21 protein-coding genes and 1 riboswitch are annotated in these 26,217 nt (G+C 28.3%); all 21 genes read left to right on the forward strand.

All coding sequences use genetic code 11. From position 1 onward, the window contains the following. The first annotated feature begins 8 nt into the window (after positions 1-8). A complete protein-coding gene (locus NSA50_RS06530) occupies positions 9-1,868 on the forward strand; it encodes a beta-glucoside-specific PTS transporter subunit IIABC (RefSeq protein WP_257443900.1) in 1,860 nt (619 codons plus the stop codon). A 23-nt stretch (positions 1,869-1,891) separates the two neighbouring features. Next, the gene (ascB, locus tag NSA50_RS06535; protein WP_257444198.1) at positions 1,892-3,292 is read left to right on the forward strand and encodes a 6-phospho-beta-glucosidase; all 1,401 of its coding nucleotides are present in this window, start codon (positions 1,892-1,894) and stop codon (positions 3,290-3,292) included. A gap of 358 nt (positions 3,293-3,650) precedes the next feature. Then, complete coding sequence (locus NSA50_RS06540; RefSeq protein ID WP_257443902.1) at positions 3,651-4,385, forward strand: TatD family hydrolase; 735 nt, start codon at positions 3,651-3,653, stop codon at positions 4,383-4,385. Between the two features lie 118 nt (positions 4,386-4,503). Continuing rightward, on the forward strand, positions 4,504-4,740 hold the full coding sequence (locus NSA50_RS06545; protein ID WP_257443903.1) for a hypothetical protein: 237 nt from the start codon (positions 4,504-4,506) through the stop codon (positions 4,738-4,740). A gap of 125 nt (positions 4,741-4,865) precedes the next feature. Then, a riboswitch (TPP riboswitch) is annotated at positions 4,866-4,973 on the forward strand. A 120-nt stretch (positions 4,974-5,093) separates the two neighbouring features. Continuing rightward, on the forward strand, positions 5,094-5,384 hold the full coding sequence (locus NSA50_RS06550) for a thiamine-binding protein (RefSeq protein WP_257443912.1): 291 nt from the start codon (positions 5,094-5,096) through the stop codon (positions 5,382-5,384). After that, positions 5,356-6,132: an ABC transporter permease gene (locus NSA50_RS06555; RefSeq protein WP_195263364.1), complete on the forward strand. Its 777-nt coding sequence runs from the start codon at positions 5,356-5,358 to the stop codon at positions 6,130-6,132. Before NSA50_RS06550 ends, NSA50_RS06555 begins: the two co-directional genes overlap by 29 nt. Before the next feature lie 34 nt (positions 6,133-6,166). After that, the gene (locus NSA50_RS06560) at positions 6,167-7,174 is read left to right on the forward strand and encodes an ABC transporter substrate-binding protein (RefSeq protein WP_195263365.1); all 1,008 of its coding nucleotides are present in this window, start codon (positions 6,167-6,169) and stop codon (positions 7,172-7,174) included. After that, entirely contained in the window at positions 7,155-7,877 is a 723-nt protein-coding gene (locus NSA50_RS06565; RefSeq protein ID WP_195263366.1) for an ABC transporter ATP-binding protein, read from the forward strand. Before NSA50_RS06560 ends, NSA50_RS06565 begins: the two co-directional genes overlap by 20 nt. Positions 7,878-8,193: 316 nt before the next feature. Next, the gene (locus NSA50_RS06570) at positions 8,194-9,171 is read left to right on the forward strand and encodes a diaminopimelate dehydrogenase (RefSeq protein WP_195263367.1); all 978 of its coding nucleotides are present in this window, start codon (positions 8,194-8,196) and stop codon (positions 9,169-9,171) included. A gap of 550 nt (positions 9,172-9,721) precedes the next feature. Further along, positions 9,722-10,387 carry a deoxynucleoside kinase gene (locus NSA50_RS06575; RefSeq protein ID WP_195429504.1) on the forward strand — a complete coding sequence of 222 codons (666 nt, stop codon included), beginning with the start codon at positions 9,722-9,724 and terminating at the stop codon, positions 10,385-10,387. Positions 10,388-10,594: 207 nt separating this feature from the next. Continuing rightward, entirely contained in the window at positions 10,595-11,047 is a 453-nt protein-coding gene (locus NSA50_RS06580) for a hypothetical protein (RefSeq protein WP_257443915.1), read from the forward strand. A gap of 630 nt (positions 11,048-11,677) precedes the next feature. Continuing rightward, positions 11,678-12,385, forward strand: a complete 708-nt coding sequence (locus tag NSA50_RS06585) for an HD domain-containing protein (protein WP_257443917.1) — start codon at positions 11,678-11,680, stop codon at positions 12,383-12,385. Positions 12,386-12,535: 150 nt separating this feature from the next. After that, complete coding sequence (locus NSA50_RS06590; protein ID WP_257443919.1) at positions 12,536-13,948, forward strand: MFS transporter; 1,413 nt, start codon at positions 12,536-12,538, stop codon at positions 13,946-13,948. 263 nt (positions 13,949-14,211) lie between these two features. Next, complete coding sequence (locus NSA50_RS06595) at positions 14,212-15,498, forward strand: MFS transporter (RefSeq protein ID WP_257443921.1); 1,287 nt, start codon at positions 14,212-14,214, stop codon at positions 15,496-15,498. Positions 15,499-15,725: 227 nt separating this feature from the next. Then, positions 15,726-17,822 (forward strand): alpha-glucuronidase, encoded by a 2,097-nt coding sequence (locus NSA50_RS06600; RefSeq protein WP_257443924.1) that lies wholly within the window; start codon positions 15,726-15,728, stop codon positions 17,820-17,822. Between the two features lie 143 nt (positions 17,823-17,965). After that, entirely contained in the window at positions 17,966-19,660 is a 1,695-nt protein-coding gene (locus NSA50_RS06605; RefSeq protein WP_257443927.1) for a type 2 periplasmic-binding domain-containing protein, read from the forward strand. A gap of 68 nt (positions 19,661-19,728) precedes the next feature. Then, the gene (locus NSA50_RS06610) at positions 19,729-20,688 is read left to right on the forward strand and encodes an ABC transporter permease (RefSeq protein WP_257443929.1); all 960 of its coding nucleotides are present in this window, start codon (positions 19,729-19,731) and stop codon (positions 20,686-20,688) included. Between the two features lie 12 nt (positions 20,689-20,700). Beyond that, positions 20,701-21,603, forward strand: a complete 903-nt coding sequence (locus NSA50_RS06615; RefSeq protein WP_195429517.1) for a carbohydrate ABC transporter permease — start codon at positions 20,701-20,703, stop codon at positions 21,601-21,603. Further along, positions 21,603-22,715: a glycosyl hydrolase family 8 gene (locus NSA50_RS06620; protein WP_257443931.1), complete on the forward strand. Its 1,113-nt coding sequence runs from the start codon at positions 21,603-21,605 to the stop codon at positions 22,713-22,715. Before NSA50_RS06615 ends, NSA50_RS06620 begins: the two co-directional genes overlap by 1 nt. 22 nt (positions 22,716-22,737) lie before the next feature. Further along, complete coding sequence (locus NSA50_RS06625; protein ID WP_257443933.1) at positions 22,738-24,285, forward strand: glycoside hydrolase family 43 protein; 1,548 nt, start codon at positions 22,738-22,740, stop codon at positions 24,283-24,285. Between the two features lie 20 nt (positions 24,286-24,305). Beyond that, entirely contained in the window at positions 24,306-26,174 is a 1,869-nt protein-coding gene (locus tag NSA50_RS06630) for a sialate O-acetylesterase (protein WP_257443935.1), read from the forward strand. Positions 26,175-26,217 lie beyond the last annotated feature (43 nt).

Raw genomic sequence — 26,217 nt, forward strand, 5'->3', positions numbered from 1 at the left:
AGGAAAATATGAACTATAAGAATTTAGCAACTGATTTATTGAAATTAGTTGGAGGAGAAAAAAATGTTGCAAGTGTTACTAATTGTATGACACGTTTAAGATTTAACTTAAACGATATTAGTAAGGCAGATGCTGAAGCAATTAAAAAACTACAAGGAGTACAAGGTGTAGTAAATAAAAATGGACAATTCCAAGTTATAATAGGAACTAATGTAAGTAAGGTTTGTGATGAATTTCATAAGCTTGGTAACTTTGGAGAGAATGAATCTTCTTCAGAAGATAATGAGACAGGAATAATAAATAAGATATTAGGAACAATAACTGCTATATTTACTCCGGTTATACCAGCACTTGCAGGTTCAGGTATGATAAAAGCTGTATTAGCTATATTAAAGGCCTTTGGATTTGTAGATGCAGGTACTCAAACTTATATATTCTTAACATTTATAAGTGATACTGTATTTTATTTTTTACCAGTAATATTAGCATTTTCAGCTGCTAAAAGATTTAAATGTAGCCCATACTTTGCAGCTATATTAGGAGCAGCGTTACTTCATCCAAGTTTTTCTGCTCTAAATACAGGAGATCCAGTAAAGTTTTTTGGAATTCCAATAACTATGATTTCTTATGCATCTAGTGTTGTACCAATATTATTGATCATATATGCGCAATCATATATAGAAAGATTTGCTAAAAAAATATCACCTAATTCAGTGAAAGTATTCTTAGTACCGCTTATTACTATTTTATTAACTTCTATAATTGGATTTTCAATTTTAGGGCCATTAGGAAACATTGTAGGTAATGGTTTAGCAGTAGGAATGAACTTTATTAATGATAGAGCAGGATGGCTTATACCTGTAATAATGGGAACATTTACTCCATTCTTTGTAATGACAGGAATGCACTATTGTTTTGCACCAATACAGCAAATTCAATATGCTACATTAGGTTATGGGACTATTTTAGGACCAGGTATGTTAGCATCTAATATCGCACAAGCAACATCAGCATTAGTAGTTGGATTAAAGACTAAAAATAAGGACTTAAAGCAATTAAGTTTATCAAGTAGTATGACTGCTTATATGGGAATTACTGAACCAGCACTTTATGGTGTTAACTTCAAATTAAAGACACCACTTTATGCATCAATGATAGGTGGCGGAATAGCAGGGCTTTATGCAGGATTAACAGGAATAAGAACTTATGCATCAGCAACAGCAGGTTTAGCAGCTATACCAGTTTATATTTCAGATGACTTAGCAAATGTTAGAAATGCATGTATTACAATAGTTATATCAATTGTAGCAACAATAATTGCTTCTTTAATACTTGGATTTAAAGATGCACAAAGTGAAGATAATAAGACAGAAAAAAGTGACAAAAAAGAAAATAGTGCAGCTTCAGTAGTAGGTGAATTAGTAGTAAATAGTCCAATAAAGGGTGAGGTTCTTCCTTTATCAGAAGTTAAAGATGATGTTTTTTCTCAGGAACTTATGGGAAAAGGAATAGCAATTTTACCAACAGAAGGAAAGGTTTATTCACCAATTGAAGGAACTGTGGAATCTATATTTAAGACGAAGCATGCTATAGGATTAAGAAGTAAAAGTGGAGTTGAAGTTTTAATTCATATAGGAATTGATACAGTTCAATTAAATGGAAAGTATTTTACTTCTCATATAGAACAAGGAAGTAATGTAAAAGTTGGAGATTTATTATTAGAATTCGATAAAGAAGGAATAAAAAATGAAGGTTATGATATAATAACTCCTGTTATAATAACAAATACAGCAGATTATATGGATGTTCTTCCAACAGAAAAAACATTCATAAATGAAAAAGAAACTTTAATAAGAATTCTTAAATAAGGAAGGGATATAAAGTGAGATCAATGTTTAATGATAACTTTCTATGGGGAGGTGCCATTGCAGCAAATCAATGCGAAGGTGCGTACTTAGAAGATGGAAAAGGATTATCAATTCAAGATATTATGCCAAATGGAATAATGGGGCCTATATCAGAAGAGCCGATAGAAGACAATCTAAAGTTAATAGGTATAGATTTTTACCATAGATACAAAGAAGATATAAAGCTATTTGCAGAGATGGGATTTAAAGTTTTAAGATTTTCTATTGCATGGTCAAGAATATTCCCAAAAGGTGACGAATCAGAACCAAATGAAAAAGGCTTAGAGTTTTATGAAAATGTAATTGATGAATGTTTAAAATATGGAATCGAACCACTTATAACACTTTCTCATTATGAAACACCACTTCATTTAGCTAAAGTTTATGATGGTTGGAGGGATAGACGATTAATAAAATTCTTTGAAAACTATTGTAGAGTAGTATTCGAGCGTTACAAGGGAAAAGTTAAGTATTGGCTAACATTTAATGAAATAAATTCAGTACTACATTTTCCTTTAATGGGAGCAGGAATTTTAACACCTAAAGATAAGTTAACAAAGCAAGATTTGTATCAAGCTGCTCATCATGAATTAGTTGCAAGTGCTTTAGCTGTTAAATTAGCTCATGAAATTATGCCAGATGCAAAGGTTGGGTGTATGGTACTTGGAGTAGTTAATTATCCTATGACTCCAAATCCTGATGATATGATAGCAGCTATGGAAAGAGATAGAGACTTAATGTTCTTTACAGATATTCATGTAAGAGGAAAATATCCGTCATATACTAAAAAGCTATTTAAAGATCTTGGAATAAGCATAAATATGGAAGATGGAGATGAAGAAATCCTAAGAAATACTGTAGATTTTATTTCATTTAGCTATTACATGAGTAAATGTACAGCTAAAGATATAAATAAATATGAAAAAGGAAGAGGAAATTTAACTTCAGGAGTTAAAAATCCATATTTAAAGGAATCAGAATGGGGATGGCAAATAGATCCTCAAGGATTAAGATATATTTGTAATTACTTTTATGATAGATATCAAAAGCCACTATTTGTAGTTGAAAATGGATTGGGAGCAATGGATAAACTTGTAGAAGTTAACGGTGAAAAAACTGTACTTGATGATTATAGAATTCAATATTTAAATGACCATCTTTTAGAACTAGGTAAAGCTATTGAAGACGGAGTAGAAGTTATGGGATATACTAGTTGGGGATGTGTAGATTTAGTAAGTGCCTCAACAGCTGAGCTTAAGAAAAGATATGGATTTATCTATGTTGACCGTAATGATGATGGTACAGGTAGTTTAGAACGTTATAAAAAGAAAAGTTTCTATTGGTATAAGGAAGTAATAGAAAGCAATGGAGAAAATTTAAAATAATAATATAAAAAAGATGATTCTAGATTTAAGAGAATCATCTTTTTTATATTATTTAATAAGGCAAATGTATTTATTTGTAAGCATGTTTATATGTATAATAGAATTAATATAATTATAAAATTTACAACTTGGAAATAAGTTGCTAATATATGTTAATATTCATACTATATAATTTAGTTAGATAGTAGATTGGGGAGAGAAATATGAGAGAAAATATATTAATTATAGAAGATGATAGAGATATAAGTGCAATTATATCATTAATATTAAAAGGAAAAGGATATAATTAAGAAATTACTAATATAGAATATAATTAATGAGTTAATTATATTCTATATTAGAACTTTTGGAGGGAATTATGTATATAGATGCACACACACATTTAGATTTTTTTGAAGAAAATATAGAAAAAGCAATTGAAGATATAAATAAGAATGAAATATTAACTTTAGCTAATAGTATGGATGTAGAAAGCTATATTAAGAATAAAGAATATAGCAAACAAAGCAAATTTATTAAGCCATGCTTTGGTATCCACCCATGGAAAGCAGCAGAATATAAAGGAGGTTTAGAAGAGCTTATACCATATATAGAAGAATGTGAAATAATAGGTGAAATAGGCCTAGATTATGTTTGGGTAGAGGATACAAGCACTTATGAAGCACAAAGAAGGATTTTTAATTTTATATTGAACGAAAGTATTAAAAGAAATAAGTTTGTAAGTATTCATACGAAAGGTGCAGAAGAGGAAATTTATAATACTCTTAAAAAGTATAATTATAATAAGGCTATTATACACTGGTATAGTGGGGAAATAAGTACATTAGAGAAATATATTGAGCTTGGTTGTTATTTTACAATAAGTGTAGATATAGGTTATTCAGATAAAACTAATGAAGTTTTAGATAAAATACCATTAAATAAAATACTTATAGAAACTGATGGACCAACAGCATTAGAATGGGTAAATGGAGAGTATGGTTATCCAAGTGCAATAATAGATGTAGCTAAAAAAGTTGCAGATTATAAGAAGATAGATCTTAATGAATTACTGAAGAGTATAGAGAAAAATTATTCAAAAATCATTAATTAGAATAATTTAATTATAGGAGATATCGCAAAGACATTTAATTAAATTGTTTGATAACTCCTGTGTATAAATAAAGTCTTGTGTTGAGATATACATTAGATTTGGAAAGGGGGGAAGTTAAATGATGAATCTTATGTTTGTTGGGATACCAATGCTAATTATGATAGCAGTTTTAATTTTATTAGGTATGTATGTTTATAAAGTTATTCAAAATCAATCATCGTCTTTAAATATTATGATAATTGGAATATCAGTAATATTATTTGCTATTTTAATTTCAATGGCAACTATAAAAATAATAGTAGGAATTTTAGGACTTATAATTGTGCTATATGGAGCAAATAAAAGTAATAATTAGAATAAGTATATAATAATTAATTTATTTCTTAAATTTATTAGATAATAGGCTTCTTTAATTGATAAGGATTATTGATTAACTTGACATTTATAGTAAAGATGAATAAAATGGAATTATAAAAAGTAAATAGAAATCTGGGGGGGCAGCGAACTGCCTGAGATAAAATTGTTACTATTTTGACCCATGAACCTGATTTGGATAATGCCAACGTAGGGAGATTATTTGTTATTGAATAAAAATATACAAATTGAACTATAAAACAGTATTTCTAATCAGAGATACTGTATTTTTTTACGCTATGGACAAAATAGGATTTGTTTACTTTTAAATATATTAAGAAGGAGGAGAGGGCTATGTCACTTTGTAATGTAAGTCTTCAAGTTATACCAACAGTAAGTGAGGATAGAATTTATCCTGTTGTGGACAAGGTTATTGAATATATAGCATCTACTGGAGTTAAGTATGAAGTAGGGGCTATGGAAACAACAATGGAAGGTGAGTTTGAAGAACTATTAGAGATAGTAAAGAAATCTCAAGAAATTTGTACCGAAGAAGGTGCATCAAGAATAGTATCTATGGTTAAAATAGATTATAAAAAAGAAGGCGTGACGATGGATGAAAAGATTAAGAAGTATAGGAAATAAGATAGCACCTATAGTTTTTATTTTAATTTTGTTAATTATATGGGAACTTATAGTTAATGTTGGAGGAATAGAAAAGTATATATTACCTGCTCCAACTGATGTTATAGAAGTATTAATTAAAGATTTCAAAAATATGATACCACATATTTTTGCAACTCTATATGAAGGTCTAGTAGGATTTTTAATTGCAATAGCATTATCTATTATATTAGCAATAATTATGGATATGGTTCCATTAATTAAAAGAGCTTTATATCCAGTTCTTGTTATTTCTCAAACTATACCAACAGTTGCTCTTGCACCATTATTTATAATTTGGTTTGGTTTTGGAGCGTTACCTAAAATAATAGTTGTAGTTATAGTGTGTTTTTTCCCTATAGTAATAAGTATAGTTGATGGACTTGAAGGTGTAGATAAGGATTTAATAAATCATTTTAAATTGATGGGAGCATCAAAATTTAATGTATTTTTACATTTGAAATTACCTTATGGAATGATAAATTTCTTTTCAGGTATGAGAATTGCAGCAACATACAGCATTATGGGAGCTGTAATTGGAGAGTGGCTTGGAGGCGATAGAGGTCTTGGGGTATATATGACAAGAGCAAGAAGCGCATATGCATTAGATAAGATGTTTGCATCAATAGTAATTATAGTTGCTATAAGCATGGGAATATTCCTTTTAGTTTCTTTAATGGAGAAGGTATTTACTCCATGGAATAATAAAAAACTAAGTATGAAGAAATAAAATTAAGAACAATGAATTTAGAGGTGAAATAGTAATGTTAAAAAAGAAAATTATATCAGTAGTATTAGCGTCAGTAACAGCACTAACAATATTTACTGGATGTAGCAAAAAAGATGAAGGGGTAAAGAGTTCTGAAGGTTTAGAAAAGGTAACTGTAATTTTAGATTGGACACCAAATACTAATCATACTGGATTATATGTTGCACAGGAAAAAGGATATTATAAAGAACTTGGCTTAGATGTTGAAATAATACAACCATCAGAAGGATCATCACTTCAACTTTTAGCTGCTGGTAAGGGAGATTTTGCAGTAAGTTATCAAGAAGATTTAACATATGCAAGAACATCAGATAGTCCACTTCCAGTTAAAGCTATAGCAGCAATAATTCAACATAATACATCAGGCTTTGCGTCTCCAAAAGAAAAGGGCATTGAAACAGTTAAGGATTTTGAAAATAAAGTTTATGGTGGATGGGGAAGTCCATCAGAACAAGCTATATTAAAGGCTGTAATGGAGAAAAATGGAGCAGATTTTAGTAAATTAAAAATTGTAGATGCGGGAACAGAGGATTTCTTTATTGCAACTAAGAATAATTTAGATTTTGAGTGGACATTTGAAGCTTGGACTAATACAGAAGCTAAGCTAAGAGGTTTTGATATAAACTATATACCAGCTAGAGATTTAGATCCAGCTTTAGATTATTACACACCAATTATTGCAGCAACTGAAGATACTGTTAATAACAAAAAAGATTTAGCTAAGAAGTTTATGGAGGCAACTACTAAGGGATATGAAGAGGCTATAGCAAATCCTGAAGAAAGTGCAAAGCTATTAGTAAGTAAAGTACCTGAAATTAGTGAAGAGCTTGCAATAGAAAGCCAAAAGTATCTTGCAGATAAATATATGGAAGATACTAAGATTTGGGGAGAAATGAAAGATAGCGTGTGGGATAACTATACAAAATTCTTATATGATAATAAATTAATCAATAAGGAAATGAAAGCAAGTGAGGCTTATACAAATGAGTTCTTATCAAAATAAAATTGTGTTAAAAAATGTATCTAAGTCCTTTGATGAAATGGAAATATTAAGAGATATTAATATAGATGTTAAAGAGGGAGAACTTATATCTATTCTAGGACCATCAGGTAGTGGTAAAAGTACAATATTTAATATTTTAACTAACATAATAAATAGTGATAGTGGAGAAGTAGAGGTAAATGGAAAATTAAGCTACATGTATCAAAAGGATATGATGGTACCTTGGAAAAAGGTTATAGATAATATAGGTATTCCACTTATATTTAAGGGAAATAGCAAAAAGAGCGCAAGAGAAGAAGTAAAAAAACATATAGATGAATTTGGGCTTAAGGGATTTGAATATAAATATCCATTGCAATTATCAGGTGGAATGAAGCAAAGAGCCAACTTTTTAAAAACTTATTTAACATCTAACGATATAATGCTTTTAGATGAACCCTTTGGAGCATTAGATTCTATGACGAGAAGAAAGATGCAAAAATGGCTTTTAGATTTAACTAAAAAAATGAATTCAACTATATTATTTATAACTCATGATATAGAAGAAGCGATATTACTTTCTAACAGGATATATATAATATCAGAAAAACCTGCAAGTATAAAAGGTGAAATAAAAGTTAATTTACCTAAAGAGAGAAATGAAGATATAGTTACTAGTGATGAATTTGTAGCTATAAAAAAAGAAATATTAAAGCTTATGTAAAAAGAAAAAGATGCAGTATTATACTAATGTTATTAATTTAAAATTTTGTAACATTGATATGATACAGCATCTTTTTTTATTAGGTTATTAAAATACTCTAATTATATATAAAGAGTATTATCATCATTAATGTAGATATTAATGTAGATATTAATGTAGATATTAATGTACATAGAAGAAATTTATGTTACAAATATTCTAAATTATTAAACGAAAAGAATTTTTGGAAAAAATTAAATGATATGGTAATATTATTATAAAGGTAAATTTAAAATCTATAAAAAGGGGGAGCTTGGTTTTAGAGCCAAGGAAGTATATGGGCAATAAGATTAGAATAGGTATTGTAGGTTATGGAAATATTGGTAAAGGTGTAGAATTAGCTTTAGAACAAAATCCAGATATTCAATTAGAGGCTATTTTTACAAGAAGAAATCCAAAGAAATTAGTAACTACTTCAAAGGTAGAACATATTTCAGAGATTGAAAGTTATAAGGGGAAAATAGATGTTATGATTCTTTGTGGGGGTTCTGCTACTGATTTACCAAGGCAAACACCTGAGATAGCAAAAATGTTTAATACAGTAGATAGTTTTGATACTCATGCAAAGATTCCAGAATATTTTAATGTGTTAGATAATGTAACTAAAAATGCTGGTACTATTTCACTTATATCAGTTGGTTGGGATCCAGGTTTATTTTCATTAAATCGTCTTCTAGGTCAGGTAGTACTTAAAAATGGAAAAGATTATACTTTTTGGGGTAAGGGTGTAAGTCAAGGACATTCAAATGCTATTAGGAGAGTTAAAGGTGTTAAGGATGGAGTTCAATATACTGTACCAATTGAAAGTACTATTGAAATGATTCGTACAGAAAATAATAAAGTTTTTTCAGCTAGAGAAAAGCATGAAAGAATTTGTTATGTTGTACCAGAAGATGATGCAGATTTAGATTATATTAAAAATGAAATTATAAATATGCCTGATTATTTTTCAGAGTATAACACAACAGTAAATTTTATAACTGAAGAAGAAATGAATAAAAATCATAAGGGTATGCCTCATGGGGGATTTGTTATTCGTACAGGGATTACAGGAGATGGTACAAAACAAAGAATGGAATTTAGTTTAAAGCTTGATAGTAATCCAGAGTTTACTTCTTGTGTGCTATTATCTTATGCAAGAGCTGTGTATAGATTACATAAAGAAGGGCAAACAGGAGCACGTACAGTGCTAGATATCCCATTTAGCTATTTATCTCCAAAATCAGGAGAAGAATTAAGAAGAGAATTGTTATAAAATTGGAGCATCTCTTTATAGCATAGATAGAGATATTTGGCATGATGTAGTAGAGAAAAATCCTATAACCAATTTATTAGCAGATGCCATTAGGAATGTATTTAATTGTGATATTGGTTTAATTAATAGTGGAATTATGAATAATAGATGGATTAAAATATAAAGTAATGTAGTACTTTTTGTTTATTAAAATTCATATGCCTATATTTATTATAATGCGATAAATATTTTTATTAATGGTTTTGATGATTATTTTTGCTGCTTTGTAAGAGCAGCTTTTTTAATGCACATTTTAATATATTTGCCTTGAATATAGTCCATTAATGAACCAATAGCTTGAATTAAATATGATTTACATATAAAATTAAAACTTATTGATAATTCAAATAAATGTGAATATATAGATTTTAAGAATAGTATAACTACTATATAAGGTGTTTTAAGAATAGAATAAATACTATATATGGTATAAAAATAAAAGTCAAGACTTGAAAGTGAATTTTAAATTATGTAATATAGAGAAAGACAAAAAGTAAAGGATAGGTGAAGCATGTTGATAGTTGTTGGTGGTATGATAGGTCTTGGGAAAAGTTCTGTAGCTGAAATTTTAGGGGAGCACTTTAAATCAGATGTATTTTATGAAAGTGTAGATGATAACCCTATTTTACCTTTGTTTTATAGTGAAAATGAAGAAGAAATCCAAAAGAAGAGATATCCATTTTTATTACAACTTTATTTTTTAAACACTAGATTTAAAAGTATAAAAGAAGCATTAGTACATAATAATAACGTTTTAGATAGATCAATTTATGAAGATTGGTACTTTGCTAAGAAGAACATGGAACTTGGCAGAATTAACGACTTAGAAATGAAAATATATGAAGATCTTCTACATAATATGCTAGAAGAATTAGAAGAACTTCCTAAGAAAGCTCCAGATATAATGGTATATTTAAAAGGTTCTTTCGAAACAGTTTTAAATAGAATAGCATTAAGAGGAAGAGAATTTGAAATTGATGAAAGCTTAAAGGAATATTATCACTTCCTATGGAAAGATTATGATGCGTGGGTAGAAAATTGTTACAAGGCATCAGAAGTTTTAATAATAGATATGGATAATATGGATGTAGTAAATAACGAAGCTGATAAAGAAAAGCTTATAGAGCTAGTAGAAGAAAAACTTAGAGAAGTTAGAGCTATTGAAGAAATTGCATAGTAGTAGCTTATAGAAAAGTAGAGCAACAAAATAGGTTGCTCTACTTTTTTTAGGATAATAACTAATACCTATATATAACATGTATTTTGTTAGAAAAATTTAAGTAATAGAATGAGATTTTTGTAAGTTTTTAAATGTAAGATATTAATATTAGGATATAGAATTGAAATAAATAAGAAAATGATAAAGTTAATAAGAGGAGTTATTTTGAAAGATAATCTTAAAAGTAAATTGGAACTAAAGATTAAAAAAGTATGGATTCTCATTGTAGGAATATTGAATATTATTACCTCTTTATGCTTAAATTTTAATGAGTTTTTAATGGGAGGACCAGTAAAGTTTAAAAATATAATAGTATCAATAGTATATATACTATTTTGGCCTGCAATTATTTTACTAGCAAATTGGTTGAAAAGTAAGAAGTTATTAAAAATATTTTTAGGATTTTGGATACTTGATTTAATATTAATAGTATTAATGATAATTATATCAAAGTTAGATATTTATCTTTCATTAATTATACCATTTATATTACTTTGCTTTGGCCCAATGTATGGATTAGATGGATTAGATAAATTTAGTAGTGTCATAAGAACTATAATTTCTATTTTTAGTTGTGTATTTATTTATTATTTAATAAAAAGGAAAAATGCGAAGTAAAGAAATTAGAAAGATATATACTAACAGGACATATTCTTATGGATATTTAGATAAGGCTTATAAAAGAGATATTAATTTAAAGTAGCTTTTTTATAGTAAAGATTTTAAAAATATTAAATATTTAGTTTTATGCATATTTAAATAATAGATAAAAAAATCTCATTAAAAACTCTTTTAAGTAAGGAAAATCAATAACTTAAAATGGGCTCGCGTTTCGCGAGCCCATTAGAAAAGTAATAAGAAAGTGTAAAGGGAGTCGCGTTACGCGACGTCCTTAATAAAAGTAAGCTATTAACTTTTGAGTAAATAGTTCTCTGTGATTTCTCTTTTTTATGTTATAATTATAGCAATTTGTGATTATTTAAAGATACTGGCTTTGAACAGAAATAAAAATACATTTAGTGAGGAGGAATTAATAATAGATTATATATAAGTTGTAATAAATATCAGACATTTATATAATTATACTTATAATTGATGGTATTTAAGTAAAGTAATTATTTTACCAACTTATATAAAAATTCAAATAATTATATGCTTTCAATTTTGCTAATTTACTTAGATAAGAATATTAACTTTTAATTATATAACACTAAAGTGATGAAGAGAATTAATTGAAACATATATATATTGAAATTTATTATTAAAGTATTTATGAGAAATCTGAATGAAATAAAAGAAAGAATAAGCAAAGAAAGTTACGAAGTAATAAATAATGAAATAGATAGGGATTTATTTAAATATCTAGTAGAAGATATTTTAGAAAATTATAAAGCTTTTGATAAGGGACATGGTATAAATCATATAGCAACTGTAATAGATTCATCAATTAAATTGTCAAAATATTTCCCAGTAAATAAAAATATGGTATTAACTATTGCAATATATCATGATTTAGGAATGAGTATAGATAGAAAAACTCATCAAATACATTCAAGGGATATGCTTATAAATGATAGTAATCTAAAAAAATGGTTTACCAAAGAAGAACTTATATTAATGGGGGAAGCATGTGAAGATCATAGGGCATCAAATGCTCATAAGCCAAGAAGTATATATGGATATATAGTTTCAGATGCTGATAGAACAACAGATATATATGATATGATAGAAAGATGCTATAACTTTTCAAGAAAGAATTACAATGATTTGAATGAAGAAGAGACATATAGAAGGGTTTATTCACATCTAGTAGAAAAGTATGGTGAAGGTGGTTATGCTAAGTTCTATTTAGAAGAAAGTAAAGAAGTAATAATGAAGCCTTACATAGAAGCACAAGAAATTTTAAAAAAAGAGGAGAATTTCAAGGTTTATTACAATAAAATTGTATTTAATTAGAATTTTTATAAAAATATGAAGATTTTAAAGATATTTTTTGAGAATTAACGTAGGTTTAAGCCTACGTTTTTTTTTATGGATTTTCATTTTAAAAAAATAGGAGTATTATATAATGATTAAATGTAATAGATAGACTAGGAGATGAACGATATGAAGATAAAAAAAGAGTGGGCTATACTTCTTACAGTATTACCTATGACTTTTATGACTACTCTTGATAGTAGTATTGTAAATGTAGCGCTACCAACAATGGCTAGAGATCTTGGTACAACGATGGCTGGTATTGAATGGGTTGTTACAAGTTATTTAATAACAATATGTGCAACTATTCTTTTATTTGGTAGACTTGGAGATATAATTGGAAAAAGTAAAGTATTTAAAATTGGAATAGGAGTTTTTACTTTAGGTTCACTTCTTTGTGGATTATCAAATAGCCTTATAATGCTTATTATATCTAGAATAATTCAAGCAATAGGTGCAGCAGCAGCAATGGCAACTAATCAAGGAATAATTACAGAAACATTTCCTCCTACAGAAAGAGGAAGAGCTCTTGGAATGACAGGAACAGCAGTAGCTTTAGGAACTATGGTAGGACCAACATTAGGTGGACTTATAGTATCAGTAGCACCTTGGGAATACATATTTTTAATAAACATACCTATAGGAATTTTAGTTTATATTGGTGTAGTAAAAGTATTAAACTTTGAAAAAGTTAAAGAAAAAGTTCCATTTGATATAAAAGGAACTATTTTATTTATGTTTGCAGTAATATTATTATTTACATCTATAAACTTTGGTCAAAGTTTAGGATATACTAACCCTATGATTATAGGCGTTCTTATACTTTCTTTAATATTATTGTTAATGTTTATAAAGATAGAGCAAAAGATACAAAGCCCTATGTTAGATATAAGTATATTTAAAAATAAGTTATTTTCATTAAGTATATTTTGTGGATTTACATCTTTTGTAGCCATAGGTGCAATAAATATAATTTTACCATTTTATTATCAAGATGTATTAAAGCTTAGTCCAAGTGCAGCAGGATTTATGATGACAGTTTCACCAATAATACTAGCTATTGTAGCTCCTATAAGTGGACATCTTTCAGATAAAATTGGAAGTGAAAAAATATCTGCTTTAGGATTAAGTATTTTAACAATAGGTGTATTTTGCTTAACTATATTTACAGAATTCACATCACTTATAGTTGTTGCAATATTTGTAGGATTATTATCTTTTGGAAGTGGAATTTTCCAATCACCAAATAATTCATTGATAATGTCAACTGTAGACAAAAATAAGCTTGGTATTGCTGGAAGTATAAATGGATTAGTAAGAAATTTAGGAACAACAACTGGAATAGCTCTTTCAACAAGCCTCTTATATAGTAGAATGAGTAGTAAAATTGGATATAAAGTTACAGGGTACATAGAAGGAAGAGCAGATGCTTTTATATATGGTATGAGATTTGTATTTGTTGGAATTGGATGTATTTGTTTAGTTGGAGCTATTTTAACATTACTTAGAGTTATAAATAAAAAACCGAAGCCATTAAGTTAATTGAATTTATAAACATAGTAGAAAGGTATAGAATTGAAAAAGTATTCTATACCTTTTTGAATATAAAAGTATTAAAATTTAGAAAAGGTTGTTTGCGAACGAGATAATGTTACTGCAATATGGTATTATAGTTATTATTTGCAAATATATTTGGTATAGATATTAAAATAATATTTTGAATATACCAGTGTTCTATAAAAATAACTAATAAATTTGGGGAAACAATACTACTATGAATTTTTATAGTATAAAAAGGGGGAAAAATGAAAATTAATCTTTTGAAAGACAAAAACTTTTCACTTCTAATATTTGGAAAAATAACATCTTTAATTGGGTCATATATGCAAAGTTTTGCATTATCACTATTTGTATTAAACACTACGGGATCAGCATCTAAATTTGCATCTATACTTTCTGTTGCTTTAATTCCAGAGCTAATATTATCACCATTTGCTGGAGTAATAGTTGATTGGTTTGATAGAAAGAAAATTTTAATTATTTTAGATTTAGTTAGTGGAGCAGTAGTAACAATTTTCGCTATCATGTATTTTATTACAGGGGAAATGCCATTAAGTTATATTTATATTTTAGTAATAACACTTTCTTTAATTTCTACTATAGATAATCCAACTCTTCAAACAATAATTCCTACCATAACAAAAAAGGAAGATTTAGTAGAAGCTAATGCTTTGAACTCACTTTTAATGTCTATTGGAAATGTAGTATCACCAGCTATTGCTGCAGTAGTTTATGGAGGTTTTGGATTAGAGGCTGTTTTTATAGTAAATTCAATTTCATTTTTTATTTCAGCGATTTCAGAAATCTTTTTAGTTATTCCTAAAAATATTAAGGAAAAAGGTAAGCTTTCTTTAAAGAGCTTTACTAGAGAATTTAAAGAAGGAATAGGCTTTATTAAAAAAAGAAAAGATATTATAAATATAATTAGTTTAGCAATGATTTTAAATTTTTCTTTTGGTGCTTTTACTATAGGAAGTATTTATATCAGTAAAAGTATCCTTAAAGTTTCAGATTTTCAATACGGGATAGTAGATTCTATTGGAGTAATAGGAATGATAGTTGCAACTTTTTTTGTAGGATGGCTTTCTAAAAAGAATTCTGTTGGAAAGAACATTTACAGCAGTTTGATGATATCGTCCATAGCTTTATCAGGATATGCTGTTGTAGCTTTTGATTCTTTAGTTTCAATAAGTGGTAGTAAAATATATTTATATTTATTAATGTTAATAGTAACTTTTACTATATGTTTATTTATAGCACTTGCAAATACATTTTTAAATACAAATTTTCAATATATTGTTCCATTAGATTTTATGGGAAGGGTATCGACAGTTATGGGAACTGGCTGTATGATTGCAATGCCATTAAGTAATATGATGTATGGATACCTTTTTGATAAAATAAGTGTGCCAATTATATTTTTAATTTCATCTGGAATAATGATATTAGCAGTGCTTTCATATAAAAGAAAATTGATTGCTATAACAATGGAAGAAGAAAAAGCAAAGTTAGTTGATATCGAGGAAATATAAAATTAAATGAGAATATAAAATGAAAAATACCAATAATTTTACTTAAAACTAAAATTATTAGTATTTTTTTCTATAATATGTATTGTTGTTAAGAAAATTTATAAATGATAAAATTTTATTGTATAAACTAAATAAGCAAATTTATTTGCTTATTTTTTTGGTTTATAAGGGGATATTTTGATATAAATACAATTTTAACAATTATATTTTGATGAGGGGGATTTGAGATGATAGATAAAAATAATGATATGTATTTAGCTTGGCTTAGTCATAGAGAAATTAAAAATTCTAATTATAAGGAATATTTAAAATGTATATTTGTAGATTACAAATCAAGTGATATTATAAAAAATTCTTTATTAGAGTTAGAAAAAGCATTAAAGCATGCTTATGATGAAAAGGTAACTCAAAGTTTATATGTAAATAAAAATGATATACAAGCTAGTAAGTATATAAAACTAGAAATTAAAAATATTAATACATTAAGAAAAAATGGCTATGAAATTAAACAAAACTTTTTAGAAGATAAGAGCTTTATAAGTGTTTCATCACCAGATGAAAGTGGAATTTTATATGGAGTATTTCATTTATTAAGACTATTAGAACAAAACATGGAATTTACTGAAGATCCTATAATAGAAAATCCAGAAAATGAACTAAGGCTTATAAATCAATGGGACAATATAGATGGAACAGTTGAAAGAGGCTTTGCTGGAAGTTCTATATTTTATGAAAGCGTAAGAAATAAAAATAAAATGAAGGAAATAATGAAGGTTATAGGTATACCTGCTAGTAGTGATTTAATAAGAGAAGCATTTAATGATGAATATAAACTTGCAGACGACTTAGATAGAATTAATGATTATGCTAGGCTTTTAGCATCTATAGGCGTTAATGGAATAGTTATAAATAATACTAATGTTCATAAAGAGGAAACTTATTTTATTGATAATAAAATAGATATGATAAAAATAGTTAGTGACATTATGAGTAAATGGGGAATTAAAATATATCTTAGTATTAATTTTGCTGCGCCTATAACTTTGAAAGCATTAGATACTTCAGATCCATTAGATACGGAAGTTATTAAATGGTGGGAAGAAAGAGTTAAACTTGTTTATGACAATATACCTAACTTGGGTGGGTTTATGGTGAAAGCTGATTCAGAAGGAAGAGCAGGACCCTTTACTTATGGAAGAAATCATGCTGATGGTGCAAATATGTTGGCAAAACCTTTAAAGTCATATGGAGGAATATTGATTTGGAGGTGTTTTGTATACAACTGCAAGCAAGATTGGCGTGATTATTCAACAGATAGAGCTAAAGCAGCTTTTGAATGTTTTGGTCCACTTGATGGAGAATTTTTAGATAATGTATATTTACAAATTAAAAATGGGCCTATGGATTTTCAAGTAAGGGAGCCTATTTCACCTTTATTTGGAGGAATGGATAATACAAATAAAATATTGGAACTTCAAATAACTCAAGAATATACAGGCCAACAGAAAGATGTTTGCTTTTTAGTTCCATGGTGGAAGGAAATTTTAGATTTTAAAACTTATGCAAACAATAGAGATTCAAGTGTTAAAGAAAGAATCAAAGGTGTGGCAGCTATATCTAATATTGGTAATGACTTAAACTGGACTGGAAATTTTTTAGCCCAAGCTAATCTTTATGGATATGGGAGATTAATCTGGAATAGTAAAATAACAAGTGAAGAAATAGTAAATGAATGGATTAATCTTACTTTTGGAAATAATGAAATAGTATTAAGGAATATTAAATTTATACTATTAAATTCATGGAAAAGCTATGAGAATTATACATCACCTTTAGGAATTGGATGGATGGTTTCACCAGGGCATCATTATGGGCCTGATATTGATGGATATGAATATTCTCCATGGGGAACCTATAATAGAGCAGATTGTAATGGTATAGGAATAGATAGAACGATAAAAAATGGGACAAGATATATAGAACAATATAAATCACCATTAAAAGAAATATATGAGGATATAAATAGATGTCCAGATGAATTATTATTATTTTTCCATAATGTTAAATACACTCATTTATTGAAAAGTGGAAAAACAGTAATTCAGCATATATATGATTCACATTTTGAAGGTTATGATTTAGTAGAAAAATTTATAGATAAACTAGATGAAATAAAGGAACTTATAAATGAAGATATATATTTACATCTTAAACTGAAGTTTAATGAGCAATTAGAAAATGCTAGAGAATGGAGGGATAGAGTTAATACTTATTTTTATAGAATGTCAGGAATAAGTGATGATAAAAATAGAAAAATATATTAATCTATAATTTGTGGTATTTTTTACTATAATTTGGAAGGTTGTTATTTAAAGGGTAAATGATAAAATTTAATTAATAGATTTAAGTCTTAAAAATAATTGTGTGCACGCAATGTAAACGAAAACAATGTGAGGGGATTTGAATAATGAGAACTAAAAAGTTATTAAGTTTGGTTTTAACTTCAATGGTAGCTTTAAGTATTTTTACTGGATGTTCTAGCAAAGGGTCAGATGAAAATTCAAATGTTAATAAGGATGGAATAAAAGAATTTAGTGCTTTTTATGCAACAGCAGGTAAAGAAGTTCCAGATAATAGGCTTAAAAAGGCTATAGCAGAGAAAATAGGAGCTAAAATTACTGAAACATGGCTTACAGGTCAAACTGCAAAGGAAAGAATAGGTGTAATGATAGCTGGTGGAGAGTATCCAGATTTTATTGATGGTGGAGATGGAACACAAGCTTTAGTTGATGCAGGTGCTTTAGTAGCTCTAGATGAATATATAGATAAATATCCTAATATAAAGAATCTATGGTCAGAAAGTGACTGGGATAAAGTAAGAAAAGAAGATGGACATATTTATTATATACCTCAATTTGGTAATATAAAAGGAAAGGATATGCAAACTAAGCACAATGATGAAGCCTTCTGGATTCAAAAAGCAGTGCTAAAGTGGGCTAATTATCCTACAATTAAGACTGTTGATGAGTACTTTGATTTAATTGAAAAATATAAAGCAGCAAATCCAGAAATAAATGGACAACCTACTATTGGATTTGAAATATTATCAGACGACTGGAGATATTTCTGTTTAGAAAATCCACCTCTATTCTTAGCAGGATATCCTAATGATGGTAAAGCTGCTATAGATCCAAAACCTGGTGATGGTACATCTATAGATGTAAACAAAATAACTGTAAAGAGTTATGATACTTTACCAGAAGCAAAAAAATATTTTGAAAAGCTTAATGAAATGTTTAATAAAGGAATAATAGATCCAGAAACATTTACATCATCTTATGACCAATATGTTTCTAAACTTTCAACAGGTAGAGTTTTAGGAATGGTAGATCAAGGATGGCAATTCCTAACTGCTGAAGCATCATTAGTACAACAAGGATTAGACGAAAGAACTTATGTACCTCTAGGATTAACTTTAGATCCAAACGTAACATCTAATTACAGAAATAGATCAGCAATAAATGCTGGTGGTGGACTTGGAATATCAGTAAACTGTAAAGATGTTGAAGGTGCTTTACAAGCAGTTAATGATTTACTAAGTGATGAAGTAATGATATTAAGATATTGGGGAGAAAAAGATGTAGATTATAAGGTTGGAGATGACGGATTATTCTACAGAACAGAAGAACAAAGAGAAAATAATAGAAATCAAGATTGGGTTAATGAAAATTTATGCATGTACACATATATGCCACAATTTAAAGGATTATTAGAGGATGGAAAGAATTCAGTAATACCAAGCGAACAACCAAAAGAATTCTATGATTCTTTAAAACCAGTAGATAAAGAAATATTAGATGCTTATGGATTTAAAAAGTTTACAGACTTTATGCCAGAACCTGCTGAAAAGAATCAACCTTGGTTCCCAATTTACTCCTTTGCAGGTACTTTAACAGCGGAAACACCTGCTGGAATAGCAATGCAAAAAATGGATGAAATAAAGAAACAATGGCTTCCAAAGGTAGTTATGAGTGGAACAAGTGATTTTGAATCAACTTGGAATGAATATCAAACTACTTTAACAACTCAAGCTGATGTAAAAGCTTATGAAGAAGCATTAGCTAAAGAAGCTAAGAGAAGAGCAGAATTATTTAATAAATAAAAAATAGGGGAAGTATAAAAGCTTCCCCCTTATTTGAAATTAAGAAAATTAAGAAGGAGAGTTTTGGGATGCAATTAGAACTTAAAAAACCAACTTTAAATGTAGAAAAAAAACCTAACAAAAGTTTATGGAATACAATAAAGAAACAGAAAAGTCTAGTTTTAATGTCAATTCCATTTATAATATATGTATTTATTTTTTGCTATGCTCCTCTTGTCGGATGGGTAATGGCATTTCAAAATTTTAAGCCTGCAAAAGGCCTTTTTAATCAAGTATGGGTTGGATTAGATCAATTTAAATTTTTATTTGCAGACCCTACTTTTTTAAAAGTAATAAGAAATACTTTAGCTATGAGCTTAATAAACTTAACGTTAAGTTTTGTTTGTTCCATAGGATTTGCTTTACTACTAAATGAAGTGAAGAATATGTTGGCCAAAAAATTTGTGCAAACAGTATCATATTTACCACATTTCTTATCATGGATAATAGTAACAGGAATTGTTGCTGAAGTTTTATCACCTGAAACAGGAATAATTAATCAATTATTAGTTTGGTTTAATGTATTAGAAAAACCTATTAATTTCTTTGCAGAAACTAAGTATTTCTGGGGAATAGTAGGCGCAGCTAATGTATGGAAGGAAGTAGGTTGGGGAAGTATAATTTACTTATCTGCCATAACTTCTATAAACCCTGACTTATATGAAGCAGCAGAAATAGATGGAGCAGGAAGATTTCAAAAGATGCTACATGTAACCTTACCAGGAATAAAACCTACGATTTTTATATTATTACTGATAAATATAGGAAATATATTAAATGCTGGATTTGAAGTTCAATATTTATTAGGAAATGGTTTAATACAAGAAGTATCACAAACTATAGATATTTTTGTTCTAAAGTATGGAATAAGCCTAGGAAATTATTCTTTGGCAACAGCAGCTGGTATATTTAAAAGTGTAATAAGTATAGTCTTAATATTCTTAGCTAATAAGTTTGCAAAATCAATGGGCGAAGAAAGATTATTCTAAGGGGGAGGATTTATGTTAAATATAAATTTAAAGAGGAAAAGCAAGAGTGATATAATTTTCAATATAATTTTATTCATATTTATGATTTTTTTCGTAGTAGTAACTTTATATCCAATATTAAATACTCTAGCCATATCTTTTAATGATGGAATAGACTCAGTAAGAGGCGGTGTATATCTATGGCCTAGAATGTTTACATTAAAAAATTATCAAACTGTCTTTAGAAATAATAACTTAATGCAAGCAGCATTTATTTCAGTTTCAAGAACAGTAATTGCAACTGTTGTACAAGTATTTTTAACAGCTATGTTAGCTTATGTTTTAAGTAGAAAGGATTTTGTATTTAAAAAGCAAATATCATTTATTTATGTGTTAACTATGTATGTTAATGGAGGAATGATTCCAAATTATATTTTAATTAAAGAATTAGGTTTATTAAATAACTTTTTAGTTTATATTTTACCTGGACTAGTTAGTGCTTTTAATATGATAGTAATTAGAACATATATAAACGGATTACCTGAGAGTTTAATAGAATCAGCCAAAATTGATGGAGCTGGAGAACTTAGAATTTTTATGCAAATAATACTTCCATTATGTAAACCAGTTCTTGCAACAGTAGCTTTATTTATAGCAGTAGGTCAATGGAATTCTTGGTTTGATGCTATGTTATATGCTTCCGGAAACCCTAAACTTACAACCTTGCAATATGAATTAATGAAACTTTTATCATCATCAACACAACAAGGTGGAACTGGAACAGCTGAAATGGTGAAAAATGCAGGTAATTTAGTAACTCCAAAATCTCTTCGTGCTGCAATAACAATTGTTACAGCCTTTCCAATAGTATGTTTATATCCATTTTTACAAAAATACTTTGTATCTGGTTTAACTATTGGAGGTGTTAAGGAATAATGAGTATTAAAAATGAATATACAAATTTATTTTTAGAATATGGTTACTCTTCAAATGAAATAGAAAGAAGATTAGATGAAATATATCAAACAATTTTTTATGATGAAGAAGAAAAATTTTATCATATTTTAGATGAGAATACAGCTTGTTTTATTGATACTGGAAATAATGATGCAAGAACAGAAGGAATGTCCTATGCAATGATGATGTGTGTCCAAAGAGATATGAAAAATGAATTTAATTCATTATGGAATTTCTCTAAAAAATATATGTATCTTGAAGAGGGTATTAATGCAGGGTACTTTGCATGGTCAGTAAGCCCAGAAGGAGTTAAGTATTCAGACGGACCAGCTCCAGATGGAGAAGAATATTTTGCAATGGCATTATTTTTTGCTTCTCATAGATGGGGAGATGGCGAAGGAATATATAATTACTCAAAAGAAGCAAAAGATTTATTGTATACATGTATTCATAAAGGTGAAAATAATGATGGGTATCCTATGTGGGAGCCAAATAATAAATTAATAAAATTCGTTCCAGGGTGTAATTTTACTGATCCATCATATCACTTACCTCATTTTTATGAATTATTTTCCCTTTGGTGTTATGAAGAAGATAAAGAGTTTTGGCAGGAAGCTGCAAAGAATAGTAGAGAGTATTTGAAAAAAGCATGTCATCCTGTTACTGGTTTAGCACCAGAATATGCTCATTATAATGGTGATCCATTTAGAAGAGATAATAGAGAAAGATATTATAGTGATGCATATAGGGTTGCTGCTAATTTAGGGCTAGATTATGAATGGTTTAAAGCATCAGAGTGGGAAAGTGATTGTGCTGATAATATTCAAAGATTTTTTTGTGAAACAGTAAAAGGAAAAGAAGACTTAATATATGAAATAGATGGAACAATCATAAATGAAAAAGCGCTTCATCCAGTTGCTATTATTGCAACAAATGCAATGGCATCTTTAGCAAGTAAAGGTAAATATAAAAAAGAATGTGTAGATAAGTTCTGGAATACTCCATTAAGAAAGGGAGAAAGAAGATATTATGATAATTGTCTATATTTATTTGCCTTTTTAGCTTTAAGTGGAAATTATAAAATTTGGTGATAAATAAAAGTGAGGTTATGAAATGAGCACATTAATGAAAAATCCAATACTAAAAGGATTTTATCCAGATCCATCAATATGCGTAGTTGAAGAGGATTTTTATCTTGTTAATTCTACTTTTGCTTATTTCCCTGGAGTTCCAATTTTTCATAGCAAGGATTTAGTCAATTGGAATCAAATAGGTAATGTTCTTGATAGAAATTCTCAAGTAAACTTAAATGATATAGAGCATTCACAAGGTATTTATGCTCCTACTATACGTTACAATAATGGAACATATTATTTAATAACAACTAATGTTACTCGTGGAGGAAATTTTATTGTAACTTCTCAAAATCCAAGTGGTCCATGGTCAGATCCATATATAATCGAGGGTGCAGAGGGGATCGATCCGAGTTTATTTTTTGATGAAGATGGAAGAGCCTATTATATTGGAACTAGACCTAATAGAAAAGGTGTAAAATACAATGGCGATTGGTATATATGGATTCAAGAAATAGATTTAATAAATATGAAGTTAGTTGGAGAAAGCCACGATGTGTGGAATGGGGCAATGAAAAATGTTATTTGGCCTGAAGGACCGCACTTATATAAAAAAGATGGATATTATTATTTAATGATAGCAGAAGGTGGAACAGGTCCAGATCATTGTATTACTATTGCAAGAAGTAAATTTATCTATGGAGAATATGAAAATAACCCTAGAAATCCAATAATTACTCATAGACATTTAGGAAAAGACTATCCTATTAAACATGTTGGACATGGGGATTTAGTAAGAACAAAAGATGATGAATGGTTTATTGTAATGCTTGCTAGTCGACAAGTTGATGGGCACTGTAATTTGGGAAGAGAAACATTTTTGGCTAAAGTAGATTGGGAAGATGGATGGCCAATTATTAATAAAGGAAAAGGTATACTACAATTAGAGCAAGAAATTCCAACAAATGAATTTAAAATAGAAGATAAAGAAAAGTGTTATCATTTTTATGGAGATAGGTTAGACCATAGATTTTTATTTTTAAGAAATCCAAGCAATAATTTATATTCCTTAACAGAACGAAAAGGTGCATTAAGACTGTATTTAAAAGAAGAAAATCTAAATGACTTAGGAAATCCTGCTTATATAGGATTAAGGCAAGAAGAATATAAGTTCTTAGCATCAACGATGATTGAATTTGAACCTAAAAATGAACATGAAAGTGCAGGGTTAGCAATAATTCAAAGTAATAATTATAATTTGAGATTTGAGTATTCTATAGTAAATAAAGATAAAGTACTTAGAATCATTGCACTTAAAGATGGGAAAGAAGAAGTAGTTAAGCAAGTTTTTTTAGACAGTGAGAATGTGTTTCTTAAAATCATTGGTAGAGACCTAAAATTAGATTTTTATTATAGCAACGATGGCATTAAATATTATTTATTAGAAGAAGGTTTTGATATTAGATATTTAAGTACAGAAGTAGCAGGTGGGTTCGTTGGCTGTACTATAGGTATGTTTGCTACAAGTAATGGTGTTAAAAGTAAAAACTACGCTGATTTTTTATGGTTTGAATATAATAATATTTAATTATGAAAGGATATAAAGATATGAATGGTATTAGATTATCTAGCATATTAAGCGATGGAATGGTTCTTCAACGTGGAGATAAAACTAAAGTTTGTGGGAAAGCAGATAATAATATAAAAGTAGAAATAGAGTTTTTAAATGAAATATATGAAACAATTTCAGATAATGAAGGAAATTGGTCAGTTTTATTAAGGCATTTGGAGGCTGGCGGACCTTATAATATGACGATAAGAGGAAATGAAGAATTAATAATTAAAGATATTTTAATTGGAGATGTCTGGGTATGTAGTGGACAATCTAATATGGAATTGCAAATAGAAAGAATATTAGAACTATACGAAGATGAAGTTTTGGAATATTCAAATAGCAATATAAGACAATTCTTTGCAAGCAAAAATTATAATTTTGAAGGACCACAAGAGAATTTAGAATATGGTTTTTGGAAAACTTTGAACCAAGAAACAGCACTAGAGTTTAGTGCTGTTGGGTATTTTTTTGCAAAAGAATTATATGAAAGATACAAAGTACCTATAGGTCTAATTGCAACAGCAATTGGTGGAACACCAATAGAATCTTGGATTAGTGAAGAAAGCTTAAAAAATTTAAATAGATTTGACGAGATAATTTCAAATTGCAAAAATAAACAATATGTATTAAGTAAACAAAAAGATGATGATGATAGAATTAATAAGTGGTATAAGGATTTAGATTTAAATGATAATGGATTAATAAATAAATGGTATTCAAAAGACATAGATGATTCATTATGGGAAGAGTTTGTTATTCCGGGTATGTGGAGAGATACTTCTTTAGATAAAGTAAATGGAGCAGTTTGGTTTAGAAAAGAATTCTTTTTACCTAAGCATTTAAGCAATTATGATGCTAAACTATATCTAGGAACTATCATAGATAGTGATCAAGCATATGTAAATGGAGTATTAGTTGGTAGAACAGAGTACAGATATCCTCCAAGAAAATATTTAATAAATAATGAAGTACTTAAAGAAGGAAAAAATGTTATATCCATAAGAGTTATAAGCAATACAGCTATAGGCGGTTTTATAACAGATAAACCTTATAAATTAGTGTTTGATAATGAAGAAATTGACTTATCTGGTGGATGGAAATATAAAATAGGATGTGAAATGAATAGTATTTCTGATAGAACTCATTTCGAATATATGCCTACAGGGTTATATAATTCAGTTATTTATCCTTTAAAGAATTATGCTATAGCTGGTGCAATATGGTACCAAGGAGAGTCGAATACAGGGTATCCAGATGATTATGAAGAGTTATTTGAAATACTAGTAAAAGAATGGAGAAATAATTGGAATATAGGTGATTTCCCATTTTTATATGTTCAACTTGCAAATTATTCTGAGCCATCTGATGTTGGAAAGCATGATGATTGGGCAAAGTTGAGGGAAGCACAAAGAAGATCGCTAAAAATAAAAAATACTGGAATGGCTGTTTCAATAGATATTGGAGAAAATAATGAGCTACATCCATTTAATAAAAAAGAAGTAGCTAGAAGATTAGCATTATTAGCAATTAATAAATTATATGAGGAAGATATAGTATGTAATGGCCCTTTATATAAGGAAAAAAAGTCAAATGGAAGTAAAATAAATATATACTTTAATAATGATGGAAGTCAGTTATTAAATTTAAGGGGTGATTTGAAGAATTTCGAGATATGTGGAGAAGATAAAAGATATTACAAAGCAAATGCTGAGATAAAAGGAGATTATATAGAGGTTTGGAGTAAAGCGGTGTATGATCCTAAAGATGTAAGATATGCATGGGAAAATGGGCCTAAAGATATAAATCTTTATAACAAGGAAGGGTTACCAGCTTCACCATTTACTACTGAAGAGAACTTTTAATTTGTTTTTATGCTTAGAATATTACTGAAAATAATTGACTTAT

The organism is Clostridium mucosae, assembly GCF_024622765.1.
Lineage (GTDB): Bacteria > Bacillota > Clostridia > Clostridiales > Clostridiaceae > Clostridium.